Raw genomic sequence first — 19,290 nt, forward strand, 5'->3', positions numbered from 1 at the left:
CCAGTACTGTATAAAAATCCAGTGGTTTTTGCAAGCACTAATACGTGGTGGTTTTGTCAATAAAATGGTCGAGGCTCGCATTGTTGCGACAAATCAAACACAATACACGTCATCCCCGCGAAGGCGGGGTCCAGGTCCTGCGCCAACTACTGATGGCGCACGCCGTCACAATGCCAGAAAATGGGGTTCCCGCCTGCGCGGAAACGGCGTTTTCAACTGTCAACCGAGGTGCCACCATGCGAATTCTGCTCGCTGAAGATGATAGCGTACTTGCCGACGGCCTGACGCGCTCGCTGCGCCAGTCCGGCTACGCCATCGATTACGTCAAGAACGGCCAGGATGCCGACACCGCCCTCTCCACCCAGGAGTTCGATCTCCTCATCCTCGACCTCGGCCTGCCCAGGATGTCGGGTCTCGAGGTGCTGCGCCGCCTGCGCGCGCGCGCCTCGCTGCTGCCGGTCCTGATCCTGACCGCCGCCGATTCCGTCGAGCAGCGCGTCGAAGGCCTCGACCTTGGCGCCGACGACTACATGGCCAAGCCGTTCGCCCTGTCCGAACTCGAGGCGCGGGTGCGCGCCCTCACCCGGCGCGGCGCCGGCGGCGGCCCGACCATGGTGCGCCACGGCCCGCTGGTCTACGACCAGGTCGGCCGCAGCGCGTATATCAACGACCAGATGCTCGACCTGTCGGCGCGCGAACTCGGCCTGCTCGAAGTGCTGCTGGCGCGCACCGGCCGCCTGGTGTCCAAGGAGCAGCTGGTCGACCACCTGTGCGAATGGGGCGAGGAAGTCTCGAACAATGCGATCGAGGTCTATGTGCACCGGCTGCGCAAGAAGATCGAGGTCGGCGGCGTGCGTATCGCCACCGTGCGCGGCCTCGGCTACTGCCTCGAGAAATTCTCCGAGGCCGCCGCGGCTGCCTCCAATGAGCGCGCCGCATCGGCGGCGGCGGCCAGCGTCGCCGACAGGTGAACGAACGCGACGCCGGTTTCACGGGCGAGCCTGCGCACGGGCCTGCGTTCGTCCCGGCGCCGGCCGAGCCGACCTACGTCCCGCCCAATCCCGAGCCGGACGAGAACATCCGGCATTCGCTGTTCGGCGAGATCCTCGACTGGATGCTGGCCCCGCTGCTGCTGCTGTGGCCGATGAGCATCGCCATCACGTACCTGGTCGCCAAGTCGATCGCCAACCAGCCCTTCGATGACGCCCTGGAAGACCGGGTCACGGTGCTGGGCCAGCAGATCCGCAGCGTGGGCGGCAAGGCCGCAGGCCAGCTGCATCCTTCCGGGCGCGACATCCTGCGCGCCGACGACGTCGACAGCGTGTATTACCTGCTGGCCGGCCCCAACGGCGAGCTGCTGGACGGCGACCGCGACCTGCCGCAGCCGAGGCCGAACGCGGCCGACGAGCATGCGCGCAGCGGCGCGGTCGAGTTCCGCAACGACAGCATCCACGGCACGCCGATCCGGGTCGCCTACACCTATATCAATCTCGATCCGCTGCACGAGCGCTCGCTGCAGCAGCCACTCGAGGCGCCTCATTCCCCTCCCCTTGCCCTGGTGCAAGTCGCCGAGACACTCGATAAACGGGCGCACCTGGCCAACGAGATCATCAAGGGCGTGATCCTGCCCCAGTTCATCATCCTGCCGGTGATCCTGGCGCTGGTATGGTTCGCGCTGTCGCGCGGCCTGAGTCCACTGGCCGAGCTGCAGCAGCGCATCCGCGCGCGCGCGCAGGACGACCTGTCGCCGATCGACCCGCGCCAGGTGCCCGAAGAAATCTCGCCGCTGGTCGGCTCCTTCAACGACATGCTCGAGCGCCTGGGCGAATCGGTGGCGATGCAAAAGCGCTTCATCGCCGACGCCGCGCACCAGATGAAGACCCCGCTGGCCGGCATGCGCATGCAATCCGAACTGGCGCTGCGCCAGCTCGACCCGGCCGAGATCCACCGCTCGCTGGAACAGTTGGCCAAGAGTTCGGAATCGGCCACGCGCCTGGTGAACCAGCTGCTGGCGCTGGCGCGCGCCGAGAATCAGCCGCAGGCGGGCCTGGCGTTCGCCGGGATCGACTTGCCGGTGCTCGCGCGCGAGACCGTGCGGGACTGGGTGCAGGCCTCGTTCGCGGGCCAGATCGACCTGGGCTTCGAGCCGCCCGCGAACGACGAGCCGGTCGTCATCGCCGGCCAGCCCTTGATGCTGCGCGAGCTGCTGTCGAACCTGATCGACAATGCGCTGCGCTACACCCCGGCCGGGGGCAGCGTCACGGTGCGCGTGCGCTGCGACGCCGGGCGCGCCCTGCTCGAGGTCGAGGACACCGGCCCCGGGATCGCCCCCAACGAGCGCGAACGCGTGTTCGAGCGCTTCTACCGCATCCTGGGCAGCAATACCCAGGGCAGCGGCCTCGGCCTGGCGATCGTGCGCGAGATCGCGCAGCAGCACGGCGCCGAGATCGACATCTTCAACAATCCGCGCAGCCATTCCAAGCGCTTCCCGGGCTGCCTGTTCCGCCTGACCTTCCCGCCTCCGTTCCATGAACCCGACGACGCCGCCTGATCCCCTCGATGACAATGCGGTGCGCCAGCGCGCCGCCGCCCGCGCCGCGCACTGGGAGCGCAGCCGCAAGATGACCATGCTGCTGCTGGTGCTGTGGCTGGCGACCGGCTTCGGTACCGTGTTCTTCGCGCGCGAGCTGGCGCGCTTCGAGGTGTTCGGCTGGCCGCTGTCGTTCTACATGGCCGCGCAAGGCGCCTCGCTGGTGTCGCTGGCGATCATCGGCTTCTACGCCTGGCGCATGCGCCGGCTGGACCGCGACGCCAGGGCCGCGCGCGGGACCGGGGATGAAACACGATGAGCGGCAAGCCACCCTATTTCAGCAAGCTGGCGCGCTACTACCTGTGGTACACCGGCTGCTTCGCGCTGTTCCTGATCGCGCTCGCGCTGCTCGAGCAGGAAGGCATGCCGCGCCTGTGGATCGGCTACCTGTTCATGTTCGCCACCATCGCGCTGTACGCGATCATCGGCGTGATCTGCCGCACCTCGAGCGTCACCGAATACTATGTCGCCGGACGGCGGGTGCCGGCCATGTTCAACGGCATGGCCACCGCCGCCGACTGGATTTCGGCGGCCAGCTTCATCAGCCTGGCCGGAGGCCTGTACCTGCAGGGCTTCGACGGCCTGGCCTTCATCATGGGCTGGACCGGCGGCTTCGTGCTGGTGGCGCTACTGATCGCGCCCTACCTGCGCAAGTTTGCCCAGTACACCGTGCCCGATTTCCTGGCGGCGCGCTACGGCGGCGGCGCCGGCGGACGCGGCGCCGCGGTGCGCGCGCTGGCAGTGGGCGCCACCATCCTGGTCTCGTTCACCTATGTGGTGGCGCAGATCTATGCGGTCGGCCTGATCGCCTCGCGCTTCACCGGCGTCGACTTCTCGGTCGGGATCTTCCTGGGCCTGGCCAGCATCCTGGTGTGCTCGTTCCTGGGCGGGATGCGCGCCATCACCTGGACCCAGGTGGCGCAGTACATCATCCTGCTGGTCGCCTTCCTGATACCAACCATGTGGCTGTCGGCCAAGCATGCCGATAATCCGATTCCAGCGGTGGCCTACGGCTCGCTGCTGCCCAAGCTGACCGCGCGCGAGGCGGCGCTGGCGCAAGACCCGCGCGAAGAAGAAGTGCGCGCAGAATTTCGCCGCCGCGCCACCGAATACGCGGGGCGGGTGGCCCTGCTCCCCGAATCGTGGGAGGCCGGCAAGCTGGAAGCCCAGCGCCAGCTGGCGGCGGCGCGCGCGCGCAATGCCTCGCTCACCGAGGTGCGCCAGGCCGAGCGCGCACTGGCCACCTACCCCAACTCGGTCGACGAGGCGCGTTCGCAATGGAGCGAGCGGCGTGACGCCAATCTCGCGCGCGCCAGGCCGCCCGAGCCGCATGCCGAGCCCTTCCCCGGCGCCACCAAGGAGGAATCGGACAACCGCCGCAACAACTTCCTGGCGGTGGTGTTCTGCCTGATGTTCGGCACGGCCGCCCTGCCCCATATCCTGATGCGGGCCTATACCACGCCCTCGGTCAACGACACCCGGGTCTCGGTGTTCTGGACCCTGTTCTTCATCCTGCTGGTGTACCTGACGATTCCGGCGCTGGCAGTGCTGGCCAAGTACGATATCTATACCTCGCTGGTCGGCAGCGATTTCTCGGCGTTGCCCACCTGGATCTCGTACTGGGCCAATGTGGACAAGGCCAATCCGCTGGTGAGCGTGGCCGACATCAATGGCGACGGCATCGTGCAACTGGCCGAATTCGCGATCGACGCCGACGTGCTGGTCCTGGCCACGCCCGAGATCGGCGGCCTGCCTTATGTGATCGCGGGGCTCGTCGCGGCCGGCGGCCTGGCGGCGGCGCTGTCGACCGCCGATGGCCTGCTGCTGGCGATCTCCAATGCGCTGTCGCACGACGTCTACTACAAGATGGTCAACCCGAGCGCCTCGACCCAGAAGCGGGTGACGATCTCCAAGCTGCTGCTGCTGGGGGTGGCCTTCATCGCCGCCTACGTGGCTTCGCAAAAGCCGGCCGACATCCTGTCGCTGGTCGCCGCGGCGTTCTCGCTCGCTGGTTCCACCTTGTTCCCGGTGCTGGTGCTGGGTGTGTTCTGGAAGCGGGCCAACCACCAGGGCGCGATCGCCGGCATGCTCGCCGGCTTCGCGGTCTGCCTGTACTACATGCTGCGCGCCAGCCCGGCCCTGGGCGGCAACCTGGACGCGGCCTGGTTCGGCATCCTGCCGATGGCGGCCGGCGTGTACGGGGTGCCGGCCGGGATGCTGGCGGTAGTGGTGGTCAGCATGCTGACCGCGCCGCCCAGCCGCGGCAGCGAAGGCATGGTCGATTACATCCGCGCGCCGGAGTAAAGCCGGCGTGAGAATTGAGTAGATTCCGGCCCGGGTGTGAATGGTATCGTCATCCGCGCCGGTCGCCCTCGCTGCGATCGGTACGATAATAACGATCTCAGACGGAAAAACCATGACTGTATTGACCCGCGCACTGCGCGCGGCCTCGCTGGCCTCGCTGGCCGCGCTGGTGCTCTGTGGCGCGGCCCAAGCCCAGACCCCGCCGCCGGCCATCGCCACCACTGCGCCACCTCCCCTCTCCGCGTTCTTCGGCAACTCCCCATTCGGCGACGCCAAGCTATCGCCCACCGCCCGCTACCTCGCGGTGCGCGCCAGCGCCCCGGGCCAGCGCGATTTTTTGCTGGTAATCGATATCGACAGCAAGAGCGGCAAAATCATTGCCAACTACAACGATGCCGACATCAACGGCTTTTACTGGATCAACGACACGCGCCTGGTCTTCGACACCCACGAAAAAGGCGTAGGCCCCGGTGACCAGCGTTTCGCCCCCGGCCTGTATGCGGTCGACCACGATGGAGGACGCTTCGCCGAACTGGCCAGCCGTACCGGAAGGTCGACCTACGAAGGCTCGCGCACTGCACGCAAGCTGCTGCCGGTCCAAAGCCGGATCGCCGGCAATATGCCGTGGGAGGGTTCCGACTTCACCTATGTGCTGTCGCCGGTCGGCAATACCAGGAACGAACTGAGTTACGTGGACCTGCTGCGCGTGAATACCGTCAGCGGCCAGTACACGACCGTGCCGCGTCCGGGCAATACGGTCGGCTGGCTGCTCGACCACAAGGGCGAGCCGCGCCTGGCCATTACCGACAAGGACCTGACGAGGACGATCCAGTATCTCGACCCGGCCACCGGCAAATGGCGCGAACTGACCAGCTTCCCCATGTACCAGGAGACAGCAGCCACGGTCGAACCGGTAGGCTTCGGTCCGACCGGCACCCTGTTCGTCGTCGCCCGCGGCAAGACCGGCCTGAAGGCGCTGCACACTTTCGATGTCGCCAGCGGCAAACTCGATCCGCAGCCGCTGCTTTCCGCCCCCGGCTATGATTTCGACGGCGGCCTGGTCGTCAATAGCGACAAGGTGCTGGGCGTCCTGTTCCGCACCGACGCCACTTCGAACGAATGGTTCGATCCCGCCATGAAGCAGCGCCAGCAGGATGTCGACAAGCTGCTGCCAGCCACCGTCAACCTGATTTCAGTGCCGGCCCACGCCGCTTCATCGCTGAGCCTGGTTACCGCCTACTCCGATACGGTCGCCCCTCTGTATTTCCTGTACGACGGCAAAACCAAAGAACTGAGCAAGATCGGCGAAGCACGTCCCGGCCTGCAACCAGCGCAAATGGGGCGCCAGCAATTCTTCCGCTACAAAGCACGCGATGGCCTCGACATTCCGGCGCTGCTGACCCTGCCGCCCGGCGCACAACGCACCGGCCTGCCGCTGGTGGTCATGGTCCATGGCGGTCCCCATGTCCGCGGCAAGTCCTGGGGCTGGGCCTCCGATTCACAATTCCTGGCCTCGCGTGGCTATGCGGTACTGGAACCGGAATTTCGCGGCAGCCTGGGCTTTGGCGCCCGGCACGAGCGCGCCGGCTACAAGCAATGGGGCCTGGCGATGCAGAACGACATCGCCGACGGGGTGCGCTGGGCCATCGACAAAGGCATCGTCGATCCCCAGCGCATCTGCATCGCTGGCGGGAGCTATGGCGGATACGCCACCCTGATGGGCCTGGTCAACGACCCGGACTTGTACAAATGCGGAATCGACATTGTCGGCGTGACCGATATCGGCCTGCTGTTCGACAATGGCTGGAGCTTCAGCGACGATGTCTCGCGCGAAGCCAAGGAGCACAGCATGCCCGAGAAAATCGGCGATCCGGTCAAGGACGCGGCCAAGTTCAAGGCCACCTCGCCAATCCAGCAGGCGGCGCGCATCACGCAGCCATTGATGCTGGCCTATGGCGGCGTCGACCGGCGCGTGCCGATCAACCATGGTACGGCCTTCCGCGACGCCGTCATGCGCACCAACAAGAACGTCGAATGGATCGAATATCCGGAAGAAGGCCACGGCTGGTCTCTGGAGCGCAACCGCCTCGACTTCTGGGGCAGGGTCGAGAAATTCCTCGACAAGCACATCGGCAGGGGCGCGGCGCGTTGAGCGACCGCACATGAAAACGGGCGCCCGCGGGCGCCCGTTCTTTATGCGACAGCGGCAGGCTTACAGGACGACCGTCTGCGCCTGGCCTTCTGCGCGCGTACGGATCTCGCCGATGCGGTACACGGTCTCGCCGGCCGCTTCGAGCTGGGCCACGGCCGCATCGGCGTTCTCTTTCGCGACGATCACGGTCATGCCGATGCCGCAGTTGAACACGCGGTGCATTTCGGCATCCGCTACGCCGCCGTGCTGCTGCAGCCACTGGAACAGCGGCGGCATGGTCCACGACTTGCTGTCGAGCACCGCGGTCAGCTTGTCTTGCAGCACGCGCGGGATGTTCTCGACCAGGCCGCCGCCGGTGATGTGCACCAGGCCCTTGACTTCCATCGCGGCCATCAGGGCCAGCAGCGGCTTGACGTACAGGCGGGTCGGCGCCATCAGCACGTCGGCCAGCTTGCGGCCGTGGAAATCGGCGTCGAGGTCGGGATTGGCCACTTGAATGATCTTGCGCACCAGCGAGTAGCCGTTCGAGTGGATGCCCGACGAGGCCAGGCCCAGCACCACGTCGCCCGGGACGATCTTGCTGCCGTCGATGATCTGCGATCTTTCGACCGCGCCGACGGCAAAGCCCGCCAGGTCGTATTCGCCGTCCGGGTACATGCCCGGCATTTCGGCGGTTTCTCCACCCAGCAGGGCGCAGCCCGACGCTTCGCAGCCCTGGGCGATGCCCTTGACCACGGCGGTGGCGGTGGCCACGTCCAGCTTGCCGCAAGCAAAGTAATCGAGGAAGAACAGCGGCTCGGCGCCCTGCACCAGGATGTCGTTCACGCTCATGGCGACCAGGTCGATGCCGACCGTGTCGTGGCGGTTGAGCTCGAACGCGAGCTTGAGCTTGGTGCCCACGCCGTCGGTGCCCGAGACCAGGACCGGCTCCTTGAACTTCTTGCTGATCTCAAACAGACCGCCGAAGCCGCCGATGCCGCCCAGTACGCCTTCGCGCATGGTGCGCTTGGCAAGCGGCTTGATCGCTTCGACCAGGGCGTCGCCGGCATCGATATCGACACCCGCGTCGCGGTAGGAGAGAGAAACATTAGATGGTTGGCTCATGGTATTTGGCAGCGGAGGCGGTAAAATAGGAGGCGACCGGCGAAACTGGTCAATCCACTATTTTAGCAAAACGGTTCCCTTCATAAGCCGTTTAACGAATATAACAACGAAACTTGACCTTACTGGCATGCCATTTTTTTCCACGTCAGGCATGAAACGGCCCACGCCATGAAACAGCTGGTGCTCGATTTAGGCGCCGAACCGGCCCAGAGCCTCGACACCTTCCGGGTGGGGGCGAATGCCGAGATGGCGCACCTGATGCACCTGTTCGCCGAGCGCAGCTCGCGCGAGCACTTCGCCTATCTGTGGGGCGACAGCGGCGCCGGCAAGACCCACCTGCTGCACGGGCTGGCGGCCAGCCCGGGCGCGCGCTATATCGCGGCCGACGCGCCTGCCGCCGATTTCCTCCACGCGCCCGACGTCACGCTCTACCTGCTCGACGATTGCGATCGCTTGAGCCCGCAGCGCCAGATCGACGCCTTCGCCTTGTTCAACCAGATTCGCGAACACGGCGCCTACATGGTCTGCACCGGTCCGGTGCCGCCGGCCGTGCTGGGGGTGCGCGAAGACCTGCGCACGCGCATGGGCTGGGGCCTGGTGTACCAGATCCACGGCTTGTCCGACGATCAAAAGATCGAAGCGCTGACGCACGCCGCCGAGGCGCGCGGTTTGACGCTGTCGGCGAGCGTGTTACCCTATTTGTTGTCTCATTTCAAACGCGACATGCGTTCCCTGTCGACCATGCTGGACGCGCTCGACCAGTATTCGCTCGAAACCCAGCGCCCGGTCACGCTGCCCCTGCTGCGCGACCTGCTGTTGCAAGAGAACCTGCCGCTCGAACCCAAAGAATGAAAAACCTTGCCCTGTTTGACCTCGACCACACCCTGCTGCCGCTCGATTCGGACCACGAATGGGGCGAATTCCTGGCGCGGGTCGGCGCGGTCGACGGCGACGCCTACCGCGCCCGCAACGACGCCTTCTTCGCCCAGTACAATGCCGGCGTGCTCGACCCGGTCGAATACCTCGAGTTCGCGCTCGGCACCCTGGCGGGCTTTCCGCGCCACGAGCTCGACGCCCTGCATGCGCGCTACATGCGCGAAGTGATCGAGCCGGCGATCACCCCGCAAGCCTTGAAGCTGGTGCGCGAGCACCAGGCCGCCGGCGACCTGGTGGCGATCATCACCGCCACCAATCATTACATCACGGCACCGATCGCGGCCGCCTTCGGCGTCGAGCACCATATCGCAGCCATGCCCGAGCTCGACGCCGACGGCAATCTGACCGGGCGCCTGGCCGGCACCCCGACCTCGGGCCCCGGCAAGATCACGCACATGCACGCCTGGCTGGAACGCCTGGGGCAGCCGTTCGGCAGCTTCGGCCGCAGCCATTTCTACAGCGATTCGCACAACGACATTCCGCTGCTGTCCATCGTCTCCCATCCGGTCGCGACCAATCCGAGCGCCGCGCTCGCGAACCACGCGCAGCAACAGGGCTGGCCAACCATCCAACTATTCAATGATTAAAAAATTCATCCGTAAAATCCTGGGTGTGAAAGACCAGCGCGACACGACCGAACCAGTGATCCTGGGCCCGGCCGAACACGGCATCGACCCGAAAAACGTCTCGTCCAACGCGATCCGCGTGACGCAAACCCTGCAAGAGGCCGGCTTCAAGGCCTTCGTGGTCGGCGGCGCCGTGCGCGACCTGCTGCTGGGCGTGAAGCCCAAGGACTTCGACATCGCCACCGACGCCACGCCCGAGCAGGTGAAAAAACTGTTCCGGCGCGCCTTCATCATCGGCCGCCGCTTTCAGATCGTGCACGTGATGTTCGGCCAGGACCTGCTCGAGGTGACCACCTTCCGCGGCAACGGCAGCGACAACGCGCCGAAGGACGAGCACGGCCGCGTCCTGCGCGACAACAGCTTCGGCCCGCAGCACGAGGACGCCGAGCGGCGCGACTTCACCATCAACGCGATGTACTACGACCCGGCCACGCAAACGGTGCTGGACTACCACGGCGGCATCGAGGACATCCGCGCCAAGCTGCTGCGCATCATCGGCATGCCCGAGGCGCGCTACCGCGAAGACCCGGTGCGCATGCTGCGCGTGGTGCGTTTCGCGGCCAAGCTGGGCTTCACCATCGAGCCGACCACGCGCGCGCCGATCCCCGTCATGGCGCCCCTGATCGACAACGTGCCGGCGGCGCGCGTGTTCGACGAAATGCTCAAGCTGCTGTTGTCGGGCCACGCACTGGCCTGCCTCAAAGAGCTGCGCTCGGCCGGCCTGCACCATGGCCTGCTGCCGCTGCTGGACGTGGTGCTGGAGCAGCCGATCGGCATGAAGTTCGTGACCCTGGCGCTCGACTCCACCGATTCGCGCGTCAAGGCCGGCAAGGGCGTCTCGCCCGGCTTCCTGTTCGCCTCGCTCCTGTGGCACCAGGTGCTCGAGAAATGGACGGCCTACCGCGCCGCCGGCGAAGCGCCGATCCCGGCCCTGCACCTGGCGGCCGACGCCGTGCTCGAGACGCAAACCGACAACCTGGCCCTGCAGCGCCGCATCGCCACCGACATGCGCGACATCTGGGCCATGCAGCCGCGCTTCGAGCGCCGCGCCGGCCGCGCGCCCTACAAGCTGCTCGAACACCCGCGCTTCCGCGCCGGCTACGACTTCCTGCTGCTGCGCTGCGCCTCGGGCGAACTGCCCCTCGAGGTGGGCGAATGGTGGACCGAGTTCTATGCGGCCGAAGGCGGCGACCGCGAACGCCTGGTGGTGGCGGCCAGCACGCGCGAGCGCGAAGGCGGCGCCAATGGTGGCGCGCCGGCCAAGAAACGTCGTCCGCGCCGCGGCCCGCGCAAGTCGAATGACAACGGCGCTGTCGAAGGCGGCGCGCCAGCAGCGGCGAACCACGAAGAATGAAGACCTGGATCGGCATCGGCGCCAACCTGGGCGACGCGCAGGCGAACGTGCTCGATGCGCTGGCGCGCCTGGCCCGGCTCGATGGCAGCACCTTGCTGCATACCTCGAGCCTGTACCGCACCGCTCCGATCGATTCGAGCGGCGACGACTACATCAACGCCGTGGCCTGCCTCGATACCACGCTGGCGGCCCACGACCTGCTGGCGGCGCTGCAGGACATCGAACAGGCCCACGGCCGTGAGCGACCCTACCATAACGCGCCGCGCACGCTCGACCTCGACCTGCTGCTGTACGGCGACGAAATGATCGCCAGTCCCGGCCTGACGGTGCCGCATCCGCGCATGCACGAACGTGCCTTCGTGCTGCAACCGCTGCTCGAGATCGCGCCCGACATCGAGATCCCTGGCCACGGCCCGGCGCGCAATTTCGCGGCGCTGGTGGCCGGCCAGACCATCGTCAAGGTCGCGTAGGAAGCACACGCCATGAACCTTCCCGTCTGGGCCCAGACCACGGGCCTCCTGGTCCTGTCGAACGTCTTCATGACCTTCGCCTGGTACGGCCACCTGAAGGGATTGCAGCACCGCGCATGGTATGTGGCGGCGCTGATCAGCTGGGGCATCGCGCTGTTCGAATACCTGCTGCAGGTGCCTGCGAACCGCATCGGCCACACCCAGTTCTCGCTGGCGCAGCTCAAGATCATGCAAGAGGCGATCACGCTCACCGTGTTCGTGCCGTTCGCGATGTTTTATATGAACGAGCCGTTCAAGCTCGATTACGTGTGGGCCGGCCTGTGCCTGGTCGGCGCGGTGTATTTCATCTTTCGGTCCTGAACTGGCTGGCGCGCCATGCGCCTCCAAGGTATGACAAAGGGGTTGCGGCTCTCGCGAGCGCCCCCCCCTGTCAATCCGACGACCGGGCTAGTATGTAGCCGCTTCAGCCCTGACGGCGGCGGCGGCGCAGCGCACCGACGCCAAGCAGACCAGCCCCCAGCAGCGCCAGCGAGGCTGGTTCAGGTACCGCAGTCACCCTATCCGAGAAATCAGCCACGATATACAAGGTCGAGGTTGCCTCTTCCGGGTTAACCCAAGTATTCTGGTTGAACGTTCCTGGACCGCCCGCGAGCACGTACCGGAGGTTGCTCATAATAACGTTTCCCAGGTTAAATGAGATTCCATTCAAATCCTGCATAGTCAAGCCACTGAGGATATCGCCAGCGATATTTTCAGTATTATTGATCACCAAATTAAACGTCTCAGTATCGGTCGCGTTGGTTGGGCTACTGAAAGCAAATGATAATGCGTAGTTCGCGCGGAATATGTCTGGCGTGACACGATCATCGGTCGCATTATTGAACCAAGTTAGTGCGGCAAGTCTTACGCCCTGTCCAGTTGCGTTGGCGCTGTTTCCAGACCAGTTAGTAACGCCTCCCGTGAGCGTTGAGGGCGCATCCCCCGCACCATAACCCCACTCAAGCCTTCTACCATTGGCAGCCGTACGGCAATTATTGCTGCCGCCACACCCAGAGACATTATCATTATTGGAAATAGTGAAAGTTCCGGTTGAGCTGCCGGTGACAGGCACCGCGTTCGCAGCGCCGGCAGCGAACAACATCGATGCGAGAAGCAAGGAATTACGCATTGCAGAAGTAAGCGTGAACATGATTTGGTCCTTTCAGGAACATCGAAATATTTTATTGGTTGACCCCTATCATTCTTTTTAAGAACACTTTGATAAGCATCTCCTTGTGTCGTTGTTGTTCCACATTGCTTAGCTAGAATCATGCCAGCAGCATATGTCATTGATTTTCAAGATCTTCTGCTCAAAGCAGATTTCGTTATGTAAAAATTATCGACTCTTACCAACGAGATACTCCATTTGGTGAATCGATCTCCAGCAGCTTCGTCCCGCTCTCGAACGTCGTTCGGCGACATTCCTGCACGTTCCCGAGCAGCGCATTACACTAAGCGGTTTGAACGTCAGTTTTCCAAAGGATTTGTATGAGCTCTTATTTGCAGGGTAACGAGATGGCTTCCACGGGCGCAACGCCAGTACCGGCGCCAGTGCCGGCATTGCCCAAGGCCGTGACCGTTCCCGCACTGCTCGCCAAGCGCGCCGCCGGCGACAAGATCGCGATGCTCACCTGCTACGACGCCAGCTTCGCCTCGCTGATGGACCGCTGCGGCGTCGAAATCCTGCTGATCGGCGATTCGCTGGGCATGGTCTGCGCCGGTCACGACTCGACGCTGCCGGTCACGGTAGCCGACATGGTCTATCACACGGCTTCGGTCGCCCGCGGGAACAAGAACGCACTGGTACTGGCCGACATGCCTTTCGGCAGCTACGGCAATCCGCAGCAAGCCTACGACAGCGCGGTGCAGCTGATGCGCGCCGGCGCCCACATGGTCAAGATCGAGGGCGGCGCCTGGCTGGCCGACACCGTGCGCCTGCTGGTCGAGCGCGGCATCCCGGTGTGCGCGCACATCGGCCTGACCCCGCAGTTCGTGCACCAGCTGGGCGGCTTCAAGGTGCAGGGCAAGACCGGCGAAGGCGCCGAGCGCCTCAGGAACGACGCGCTGGCGCTGCAGGCGGCCGGCGCCGCCGTGGTACTGCTCGAAGCGGTGCCGGCGGCGCTGGGCAAGGAAGTCACCGAACTGCTGTCGGTGCCGACCATCGGCATCGGCGCCGGCCCCGACTGCTCGGGCCAGGTGCTCGTGATGCATGATCTGCTGGGCGTGTTCCCGGGCCGCAAGGCGCGCTTCGTGAGGAACTTCATGGATGGCCAGACCAGCATCGACGCCGCCGTCATGGCCTATGTCGCGGCCGTGAAGGACGGCAGCTTCCCGGCGCCGGAGCACTGCTTCTAAGGAACCCCATGGGCCAGCAGGAGACCTCCCGTCTGTTCCTGGCCCTGTGGCCGGAGCCCGCCGTGCGCCATCGCCTGCGCGAACAGCGCGACGCGTGGGACTGGCCGCGCGGGGCCACGCCGGTCCACACCGACAAGCTGCACCTGACCCTGCACTTCCTGGGCGACGTGCCGACCGCACAACTGCCGGCACTGCGCGACGGGTTCGCCGTGCCGTTCGAACCCTTCCAGCTGGAAGTCGGCACGCCGGTGCTGTGGCCGCACGGGGTCGCCGTGCTCGAGCCACTGGAGGCGCCACGGCGGTTGCTGGCCCTGCATGCGCACTTGACAGCGGCGTTGGTCGACCTCGGCCTGCAGCCGGAGGCGCGCGCCTATCGGCCGCACGTCACGATGGCGCGCCGCGCCGGGGGCGTCGTGGCGCCGGAAGGCAGCGTCCCGGTCACCTGGAACGTGACGGGCTACGCGCTGGTCGAATCGCGGGGCGGCATGTACATCGTCCTGCGCGACTATCCTACTTCTTGAGCACGCGCGCGCTCAGCGCGATCACGAGCCCCGACAGCGACAGCGCGCCGAGCGCCACCATCAAGCTCAAGTGAACCGAGATCCAGCCCAGTACCGGCGGCGCCAGCAGCAGGCCGCCATAGCCCAGCGTCGCCACCGCCGCCACACCGGCTCCCGGGTGCATGCCCGGGATGCGCGTGGCGGCGCCGAACAGCAGCGGCACCACATTCGCCGCGCCCAGGCCGACCAACGCGAAGCCGACGCTCGAGGCCACGAAATTCGTGCTGAGCACCGCCAGCGCAAGGCCGGCGAACATCGCCAGGCCGCCGAACACCATTACCCGCATCGCGCCGAACCGCAGGATGATGCGGTCGCCGGCGAAGCGGCAGGCCGCCATCGCGATCGAGAACGCCGAGTAGCCCAACGCCGCCGACGCCGGCGAAGCGCCGGTGCGCTCTTCGAGCAGCAGCGCGCTCCAGTCGACCAGCGCGCCTTCGACCGCGAAGCATAGCAGCGCCAGCAAGCCCAGGCCGAGGGCGGCCCTGCGCGGCAGCATGAAGTGGCTGCCGCTTGCGTGCGCGGCGAACCCCATCACGCGCGGCGCCGTCAATGCCAGCACCACGGCGGTCGCCAACGCCACCATCAGCGCGCCCTCGCCATGGCCCAGGCCCTGGCCGACCAGTACCCCGCCCAGGCCGGCGCCGAACAGGCCGCCCAGGCTGTAGAAGCCGTGGAACGAGGACATCGTCGGCAAGCCGCGCGCGGTCTCGACCTCGCTGGCGTTGGCGTTCATCGCCACGTCCAGCGCGCCGTTGGACACGCCGAACAGGAAGGCCGCTACGAACAGCAGCGGCAGGGTCGGCACGAACATGACCACGGCCGTCATCAGGGCAAAGGCGAAGCCGGCGAGCAGCACCATGCGGCGCGTGCCCCAGCGTCCGGTCAGCCCGCCCATCAGCGGCATTGCCATCAGCGCGCCGCCGGCGAGCGTGAGCAGCACGAGGCTCAGCATGCCGGTATCGACGCCCATGCGCGCCTGCACGGTCGGCACATGGGCCGCCCACAGGCCGATGCCGGCGCCGTTGAGCAGGAAGACGGTCGAGATGGCCCAGCGGCCGGCCTCGATGCTGCGCGTGTCGATGGTGGAAACGTGGGTCATTCTTGGGCCTTCGCGGTGGTTTGTCGTCGAGCGCGCGATAGCGCCGGCGCAGGGGGACGCTGGCGCACGCCGCAGTCGCTTCCAGCACCAGGTGGTCGATCTGGCCCAGCTCACCAATGACAGATGGAGGCTGCCCAAAGAACAAGTTTACGCAAACGTGCACGTTCCTGCAATAAACTTAAGAATACGCAACACACCGGTCGCCGCATCCAAGCCGCAACTCGCGCCGTATTTTCTGCAACCGGGCGCGTGGCTTGACGCAAGCGCCCCGATCTCGACGATACTTCGCCCATGAACCCGACCAAGTCTTTCCGCATAGCGCCGATGTGGCGCCACTATATCTGCATCTGGCTCGTCTATATCGCGCTGATCGCGGTCGTGCTCCAGGCAGAGACCCTGCTGACGGGGGGATTCGACCCCAAGATGGTTCTCTATGCCTTCCTGAGCATCGCGCCGGCGGCGGCGGTGCTGGCCCTGGTCTGGCCCCTGACCGGCTGGTTCGAGCGGCGCGCAGTGGGGCTCGCCCTGTGCAGCGCGATCCACTTCATGGCGGCAATCGCATTTTCCTTCGGCACGCACATGGTGCTGGTTCATGTGCAACAACCGATGGAACGCCGGCTGGAATGGCATATCTGGCCGTTCATGTACAACGTCATGATCTATGCCATGGTGGCCGGCCTGTTCCACAGCGTGCGCGCCAGTGCCGCCGCCCAGCGCCAGGCCCTGGCGGCGCAGCAGGCGCGAACCCTGCTGGTCGCGGCGGAACTGGGCGCCCTGCGCAGCAAGCTCAATCCCCACTTCCTGTTCAATACGCTGCACTCGATCATCGCCCTCACCCAGCGTAATCCGGCCGCTGCCGAGACGGCGTTGTTCCAGTTCTCTGACATGCTGCGCTATGTATTGGACACCGAACGCGCCGGCGTCGACCGCGTCACGCTCGACGCCGAACTGCAGTTCGTGCGCGACTACCTGGAGCTGGAGCAGCTGCGTCTTGGACCGCGCCTGCAGGTGCAATGGGACCTGGATCCCGACATGGGCGACTTCGTGTTGCCGGCCCTCACCCTGCAACCGCTCATCGAGAACAGCATCAAGCATGCCTTCAATCCGTACACCCGGCCCGGCATGCTGCGCATCGAAGGCCGGCGCGAGCTTGACGCCGGGATGCTGCGCCTGACCGTGCGCGACGACGGCCCCGGGGCCACGCACGAGACGATCGCCGCCTCGCCGGGATTGGGACTTCGCACCATCGGCCGCCGCCTCGAACTCGATTACGCCGGACGCGCCGCGCTGGCGATCGATTCCCGTCCCGGCGCCGGCTTCGCCGCCTGCATCACCCTGCCCATCACCTGACACCATGACCAAGACCGTATTCTTCGCCGAAGACGAACCGCTGGCGCGCGACGTGCTGCGCGACGCCATCTATGCCCATCCCGGCCTGCGCCTGGTGGGCGAGGCCGCCGACGGCGCCAGCGCCCTGGAGCGCATCGCGCTGTTGCGGCCCGAGGTGGTGTTCATGGACATCCAGATGCCCGAGATGACCGGCCTCGAGGTGCTGCGCCGGCTCGACTACCTGCCGCAAATCGTGTTCACCACCGCCTACGACCAGTACGCGGTGACCGCCTTCGAGCTGCATGCCGTGGATTACCTGCTCAAGCCGTTTACCCGCGCGCGCTTCGCCGCCAGCGTGGCGCGCGTGCTGGAAGGCGCGACGCAGGACCGCCCGGCGCTCGAGGATGCGCTGGTGCGCGCGGCCGGCGCACCGGCGCGGCTGGAGCGCATCCTGGTGCGCGACCGTGGCCGCATCTTCCCGCTGGCGGTGGGCGAGATCGAATACATGAAGACCGACTCGAAATACACGGTGATCGTGGCGCGCGGCCAGCACTTCCTGGTGCGGATCGGCATCTCGGAACTCGAAGGCCAGCTCGACCCGCGACGCTTCATCCGCGTGCACCGCTCGGCGCTGGTCAACCTCGATTTCGTCGAGTCGATGCGCGCCGACGAGCAGTCGCAATTGCAGATCTTCATGCGCGACGGCGCCTGCATCGGCGCCAACCGCGACGCCTCCAGGCTGCTGCGCGAGATGGCGATCTAGACCACGATTTCATCGCAACAACACCGACTGGCGAATCGAGGCAATTTGAACCAACCGCCAGGTTCTGCCTTTATAATCGCGAATTTTCCGCCCGATAATAATCCTGTCCCAGGAGCCTCCACTCGCATGAACACCACCCTGATCTCTTTCGTCGTGCTCTACCTGCTGGGTACGCTTGCCTTGGGCATGTGGGCGGGCACGCGGATCAAGAACACCAGCGATTTCGCTGTCGCCGGCCGCAGCCTGCCGCTGGTCATGGTGATCACCACCACCTTCGCCACCTGGTTCGGCGCCGAGACCGTGATGGGCATCCCGGCCAAGTTCGTCCAGGGCGGCCTGAACGCGGTGGTCGAGGACCCGTTCGGCGCCGGCATGTGCCTGATCCTGGTCGGCGTGTTCTTCGCCGCCCGCCTCTATAAACTGAACCTGCTGACGATCGGCGACTACTACCGCCAGCGCTACGGCAAGGGCATCGAGGTGTTCTGCTCGGTGGCCATCATCCTGAGCTACCTGGGCTGGGTCGCGGCCCAGATCACGGCGCTGGGCCTGGTGTTCACGGTCCTGACGGCGGGCGCGATGACGCCGGCCACGGGCATGATCGTCGGCACCCTGACGGTGCTGATCTACGTGGTGGTGGGTGGCTTCCTGGCGGTCGCCGTGACCGACTTCATCCAGATGATCGTGCTGGTGGTGGGCATGAGCGTGATCGCCTGGTTCGCGGCCGACCTGGCCGGCGGCGCCGGCAACGTGCTGGCGATGGCCCAGCAGGCCGACCTGTGGCGCTTTTTCCCGGAGCCGAGCCTCAAGGACATCCTGTTCTTCATCGCCGCCGCGATCACGATGATGTTCGGCTCGATCCCGCAGCAGGACGTGTTCCAGCGCGTGATGTCGGCCAAGGATGCGCCGACGGCGCGCACCGGCGCCGTGATCGGCGGGGCCAGCTACATCGTGTTCGCCTTCGTGCCGATGTTCATCGTGGCCGCCGCCGTGGTCGTGATGGGCAATACGGCGCTCGACCTGGCCCAGAACGACTACCAGCGCCTGCTGCCGACCTTCGTGATGACCCAGATGCCGCTGTTCATGCAGATCCTGTTCTTCGGCGCCCTGCTATCGGCAATCAAAAGCACCTCGTCGGCCACCCTGCTGGCCCCATCGACCAGTTTTGTGGAAAATATCCTCAAGAACCTGCGCCCGGGGATGACCGACCGCCAGCAGCTGTTCGCGATGCGCATCTCGATCGTCGTGTTCGCGGCGCTGGTGCTGTTGTATGCGATCGCGATGGAAGGCACCTCGATCTATGAGCTGGTGTCGGGCGCCTACCAGGTGCCGCTGGTCGGCGCCTTCATTCCGCTGGTGATGGGGCTGTACTGGAAGCGTGCGACGACCCAGGGCGCGATCTTCTCGATCGGCGCGGGGCTGTCGACCTGGATCCTGTTCTTCGAGCAGGTCACGACGCTGGGCGAGCACTTCCCGGGGCAGCTGGCGGGGTTGATCGCGGCCTTCGTCGGCATGGTGGCGGGATCGCTGGCGCCACAGGTGTTCGAGAACCGGGGCCAGACGCAGGACGTGCTGGAGGCCAAAGCCTAAACTGGTGGGTACGTGGGTTCCC

Annotated in this window: 18 protein-coding genes; 15 read left to right on the top strand and 3 right to left on the bottom strand. The window is 65.7% G+C overall.

Annotated elements, in window-relative coordinates; all coding sequences use genetic code 11:
• The first annotated feature begins 236 nt into the window (after positions 1 to 236).
• The 5 genes from AC56KW_RS03540 (at position 237) to AC56KW_RS03560 (ending at position 7,046) form a co-directional block, all read left to right on the top strand.
• Positions 237 to 971, top strand: a complete 735-nt coding sequence (locus AC56KW_RS03540) for a response regulator (RefSeq protein ID WP_497169342.1) — start codon at positions 237 to 239, stop codon at positions 969 to 971.
• A complete protein-coding gene (locus AC56KW_RS03545) occupies positions 968 to 2,551 on the top strand; it encodes a sensor histidine kinase (RefSeq protein WP_497169343.1) in 1,584 nt (527 codons plus the stop codon). Before AC56KW_RS03540 ends, AC56KW_RS03545 begins: the two co-directional genes overlap by 4 nt.
• Entirely contained in the window at positions 2,529 to 2,849 is a 321-nt protein-coding gene (locus tag AC56KW_RS03550) for a DUF4212 domain-containing protein (RefSeq protein WP_497169344.1), read from the top strand. The genes AC56KW_RS03545 and AC56KW_RS03550 overlap by 23 nt, the downstream gene beginning before the upstream one ends.
• Positions 2,846 to 4,894, top strand: coding sequence for a sodium:solute symporter family protein (locus AC56KW_RS03555; protein WP_497169345.1), 2,049 nt, complete (start codon positions 2,846 to 2,848; stop codon positions 4,892 to 4,894). The genes AC56KW_RS03550 and AC56KW_RS03555 overlap by 4 nt, the downstream gene beginning before the upstream one ends.
• Before the next feature lie 112 nt (positions 4,895 to 5,006).
• The gene (locus AC56KW_RS03560; protein ID WP_497169346.1) at positions 5,007 to 7,046 is read left to right on the top strand and encodes an alpha/beta hydrolase family protein; all 2,040 of its coding nucleotides are present in this window, start codon (positions 5,007 to 5,009) and stop codon (positions 7,044 to 7,046) included.
• 60 nt (positions 7,047 to 7,106) lie between these two features.
• Here AC56KW_RS03560 and purM read toward each other — a convergent pair whose 3' ends face one another.
• Positions 7,107 to 8,150, bottom strand: a complete 1,044-nt coding sequence (gene purM / locus AC56KW_RS03565) for a phosphoribosylformylglycinamidine cyclo-ligase (protein ID WP_497169347.1) — start codon at positions 8,148 to 8,150, stop codon at positions 7,107 to 7,109.
• 168 nt (positions 8,151 to 8,318) lie between these two features.
• Here purM and hda point away from each other — a divergent pair, with 168 nt between their 5' ends.
• From hda to AC56KW_RS03590, 5 genes are read left to right on the top strand one after another with little or no spacing between them, the layout of a single operon-like run.
• Positions 8,319 to 9,002 (top strand): DnaA regulatory inactivator Hda, encoded by a 684-nt coding sequence (gene hda, locus AC56KW_RS03570; RefSeq protein WP_497169348.1) that lies wholly within the window; start codon positions 8,319 to 8,321, stop codon positions 9,000 to 9,002.
• Positions 8,999 to 9,673 carry a histidinol-phosphatase gene (locus AC56KW_RS03575; protein ID WP_497169349.1) on the top strand — a complete coding sequence of 225 codons (675 nt, stop codon included), beginning with the start codon at positions 8,999 to 9,001 and terminating at the stop codon, positions 9,671 to 9,673. Before hda ends, AC56KW_RS03575 begins: the two co-directional genes overlap by 4 nt.
• Positions 9,666 to 11,066: a polynucleotide adenylyltransferase PcnB gene (pcnB, locus tag AC56KW_RS03580; protein ID WP_497169350.1), complete on the top strand. Its 1,401-nt coding sequence runs from the start codon at positions 9,666 to 9,668 to the stop codon at positions 11,064 to 11,066. Before AC56KW_RS03575 ends, pcnB begins: the two co-directional genes overlap by 8 nt.
• Positions 11,063 to 11,536, top strand: coding sequence for a 2-amino-4-hydroxy-6-hydroxymethyldihydropteridine diphosphokinase (gene folK, locus AC56KW_RS03585; RefSeq protein WP_497169351.1), 474 nt, complete (start codon positions 11,063 to 11,065; stop codon positions 11,534 to 11,536). Before pcnB ends, folK begins: the two co-directional genes overlap by 4 nt.
• A 12-nt stretch (positions 11,537 to 11,548) precedes the next feature.
• The gene (locus AC56KW_RS03590; protein WP_497169352.1) at positions 11,549 to 11,896 is read left to right on the top strand and encodes a DMT family protein; all 348 of its coding nucleotides are present in this window, start codon (positions 11,549 to 11,551) and stop codon (positions 11,894 to 11,896) included.
• Positions 11,897 to 11,999: 103 nt separating this feature from the next.
• Here the strand turns inward: AC56KW_RS03590 and AC56KW_RS03595 are convergent, their stop codons facing one another.
• Complete coding sequence (locus AC56KW_RS03595) at positions 12,000 to 12,725, bottom strand: choice-of-anchor K domain-containing protein (protein WP_497169353.1); 726 nt, start codon at positions 12,723 to 12,725, stop codon at positions 12,000 to 12,002.
• A 338-nt stretch (positions 12,726 to 13,063) separates the two neighbouring features.
• Between AC56KW_RS03595 and panB the strand changes: the two genes are divergently transcribed.
• Positions 13,064 to 13,930, top strand: coding sequence for a 3-methyl-2-oxobutanoate hydroxymethyltransferase (gene panB, locus AC56KW_RS03600; RefSeq protein WP_497169354.1), 867 nt, complete (start codon positions 13,064 to 13,066; stop codon positions 13,928 to 13,930).
• 8 nt (positions 13,931 to 13,938) lie between these two features.
• Positions 13,939 to 14,451 carry an RNA 2',3'-cyclic phosphodiesterase gene (thpR, locus tag AC56KW_RS03605; RefSeq protein ID WP_497169355.1) on the top strand — a complete coding sequence of 171 codons (513 nt, stop codon included), beginning with the start codon at positions 13,939 to 13,941 and terminating at the stop codon, positions 14,449 to 14,451.
• Here thpR and AC56KW_RS03610 read toward each other — a convergent pair.
• On the bottom strand, positions 14,441 to 15,589 hold the full coding sequence (locus AC56KW_RS03610; RefSeq protein WP_497169356.1) for an MFS transporter: 1,149 nt from the start codon (positions 15,587 to 15,589) through the stop codon (positions 14,441 to 14,443). The genes thpR and AC56KW_RS03610 overlap by 11 nt on opposite strands.
• 291 nt (positions 15,590 to 15,880) lie before the next feature.
• Between AC56KW_RS03610 and AC56KW_RS03615 the strand changes: the two genes are divergently transcribed.
• The 3 genes from AC56KW_RS03615 to AC56KW_RS03625 all read left to right on the top strand — a co-directional run bounded on the left by AC56KW_RS03615 (position 15,881) and on the right by AC56KW_RS03625 (position 19,268).
• Positions 15,881 to 16,939 carry a sensor histidine kinase gene (locus AC56KW_RS03615; protein WP_497169357.1) on the top strand — a complete coding sequence of 353 codons (1,059 nt, stop codon included), beginning with the start codon at positions 15,881 to 15,883 and terminating at the stop codon, positions 16,937 to 16,939.
• Positions 16,940 to 16,943: 4 nt separating this feature from the next.
• A complete protein-coding gene (locus AC56KW_RS03620) occupies positions 16,944 to 17,681 on the top strand; it encodes a LytR/AlgR family response regulator transcription factor (protein ID WP_497169358.1) in 738 nt (245 codons plus the stop codon).
• Between the two features lie 126 nt (positions 17,682 to 17,807).
• Positions 17,808 to 19,268, top strand: a complete 1,461-nt coding sequence (locus AC56KW_RS03625; protein ID WP_497169359.1) for a high affinity choline transporter 1 — start codon at positions 17,808 to 17,810, stop codon at positions 19,266 to 19,268.
• Positions 19,269 to 19,290: the final 22 nt, after the last annotated feature.

The organism is Telluria sp. RT2P19 (genome assembly GCF_059685725.1).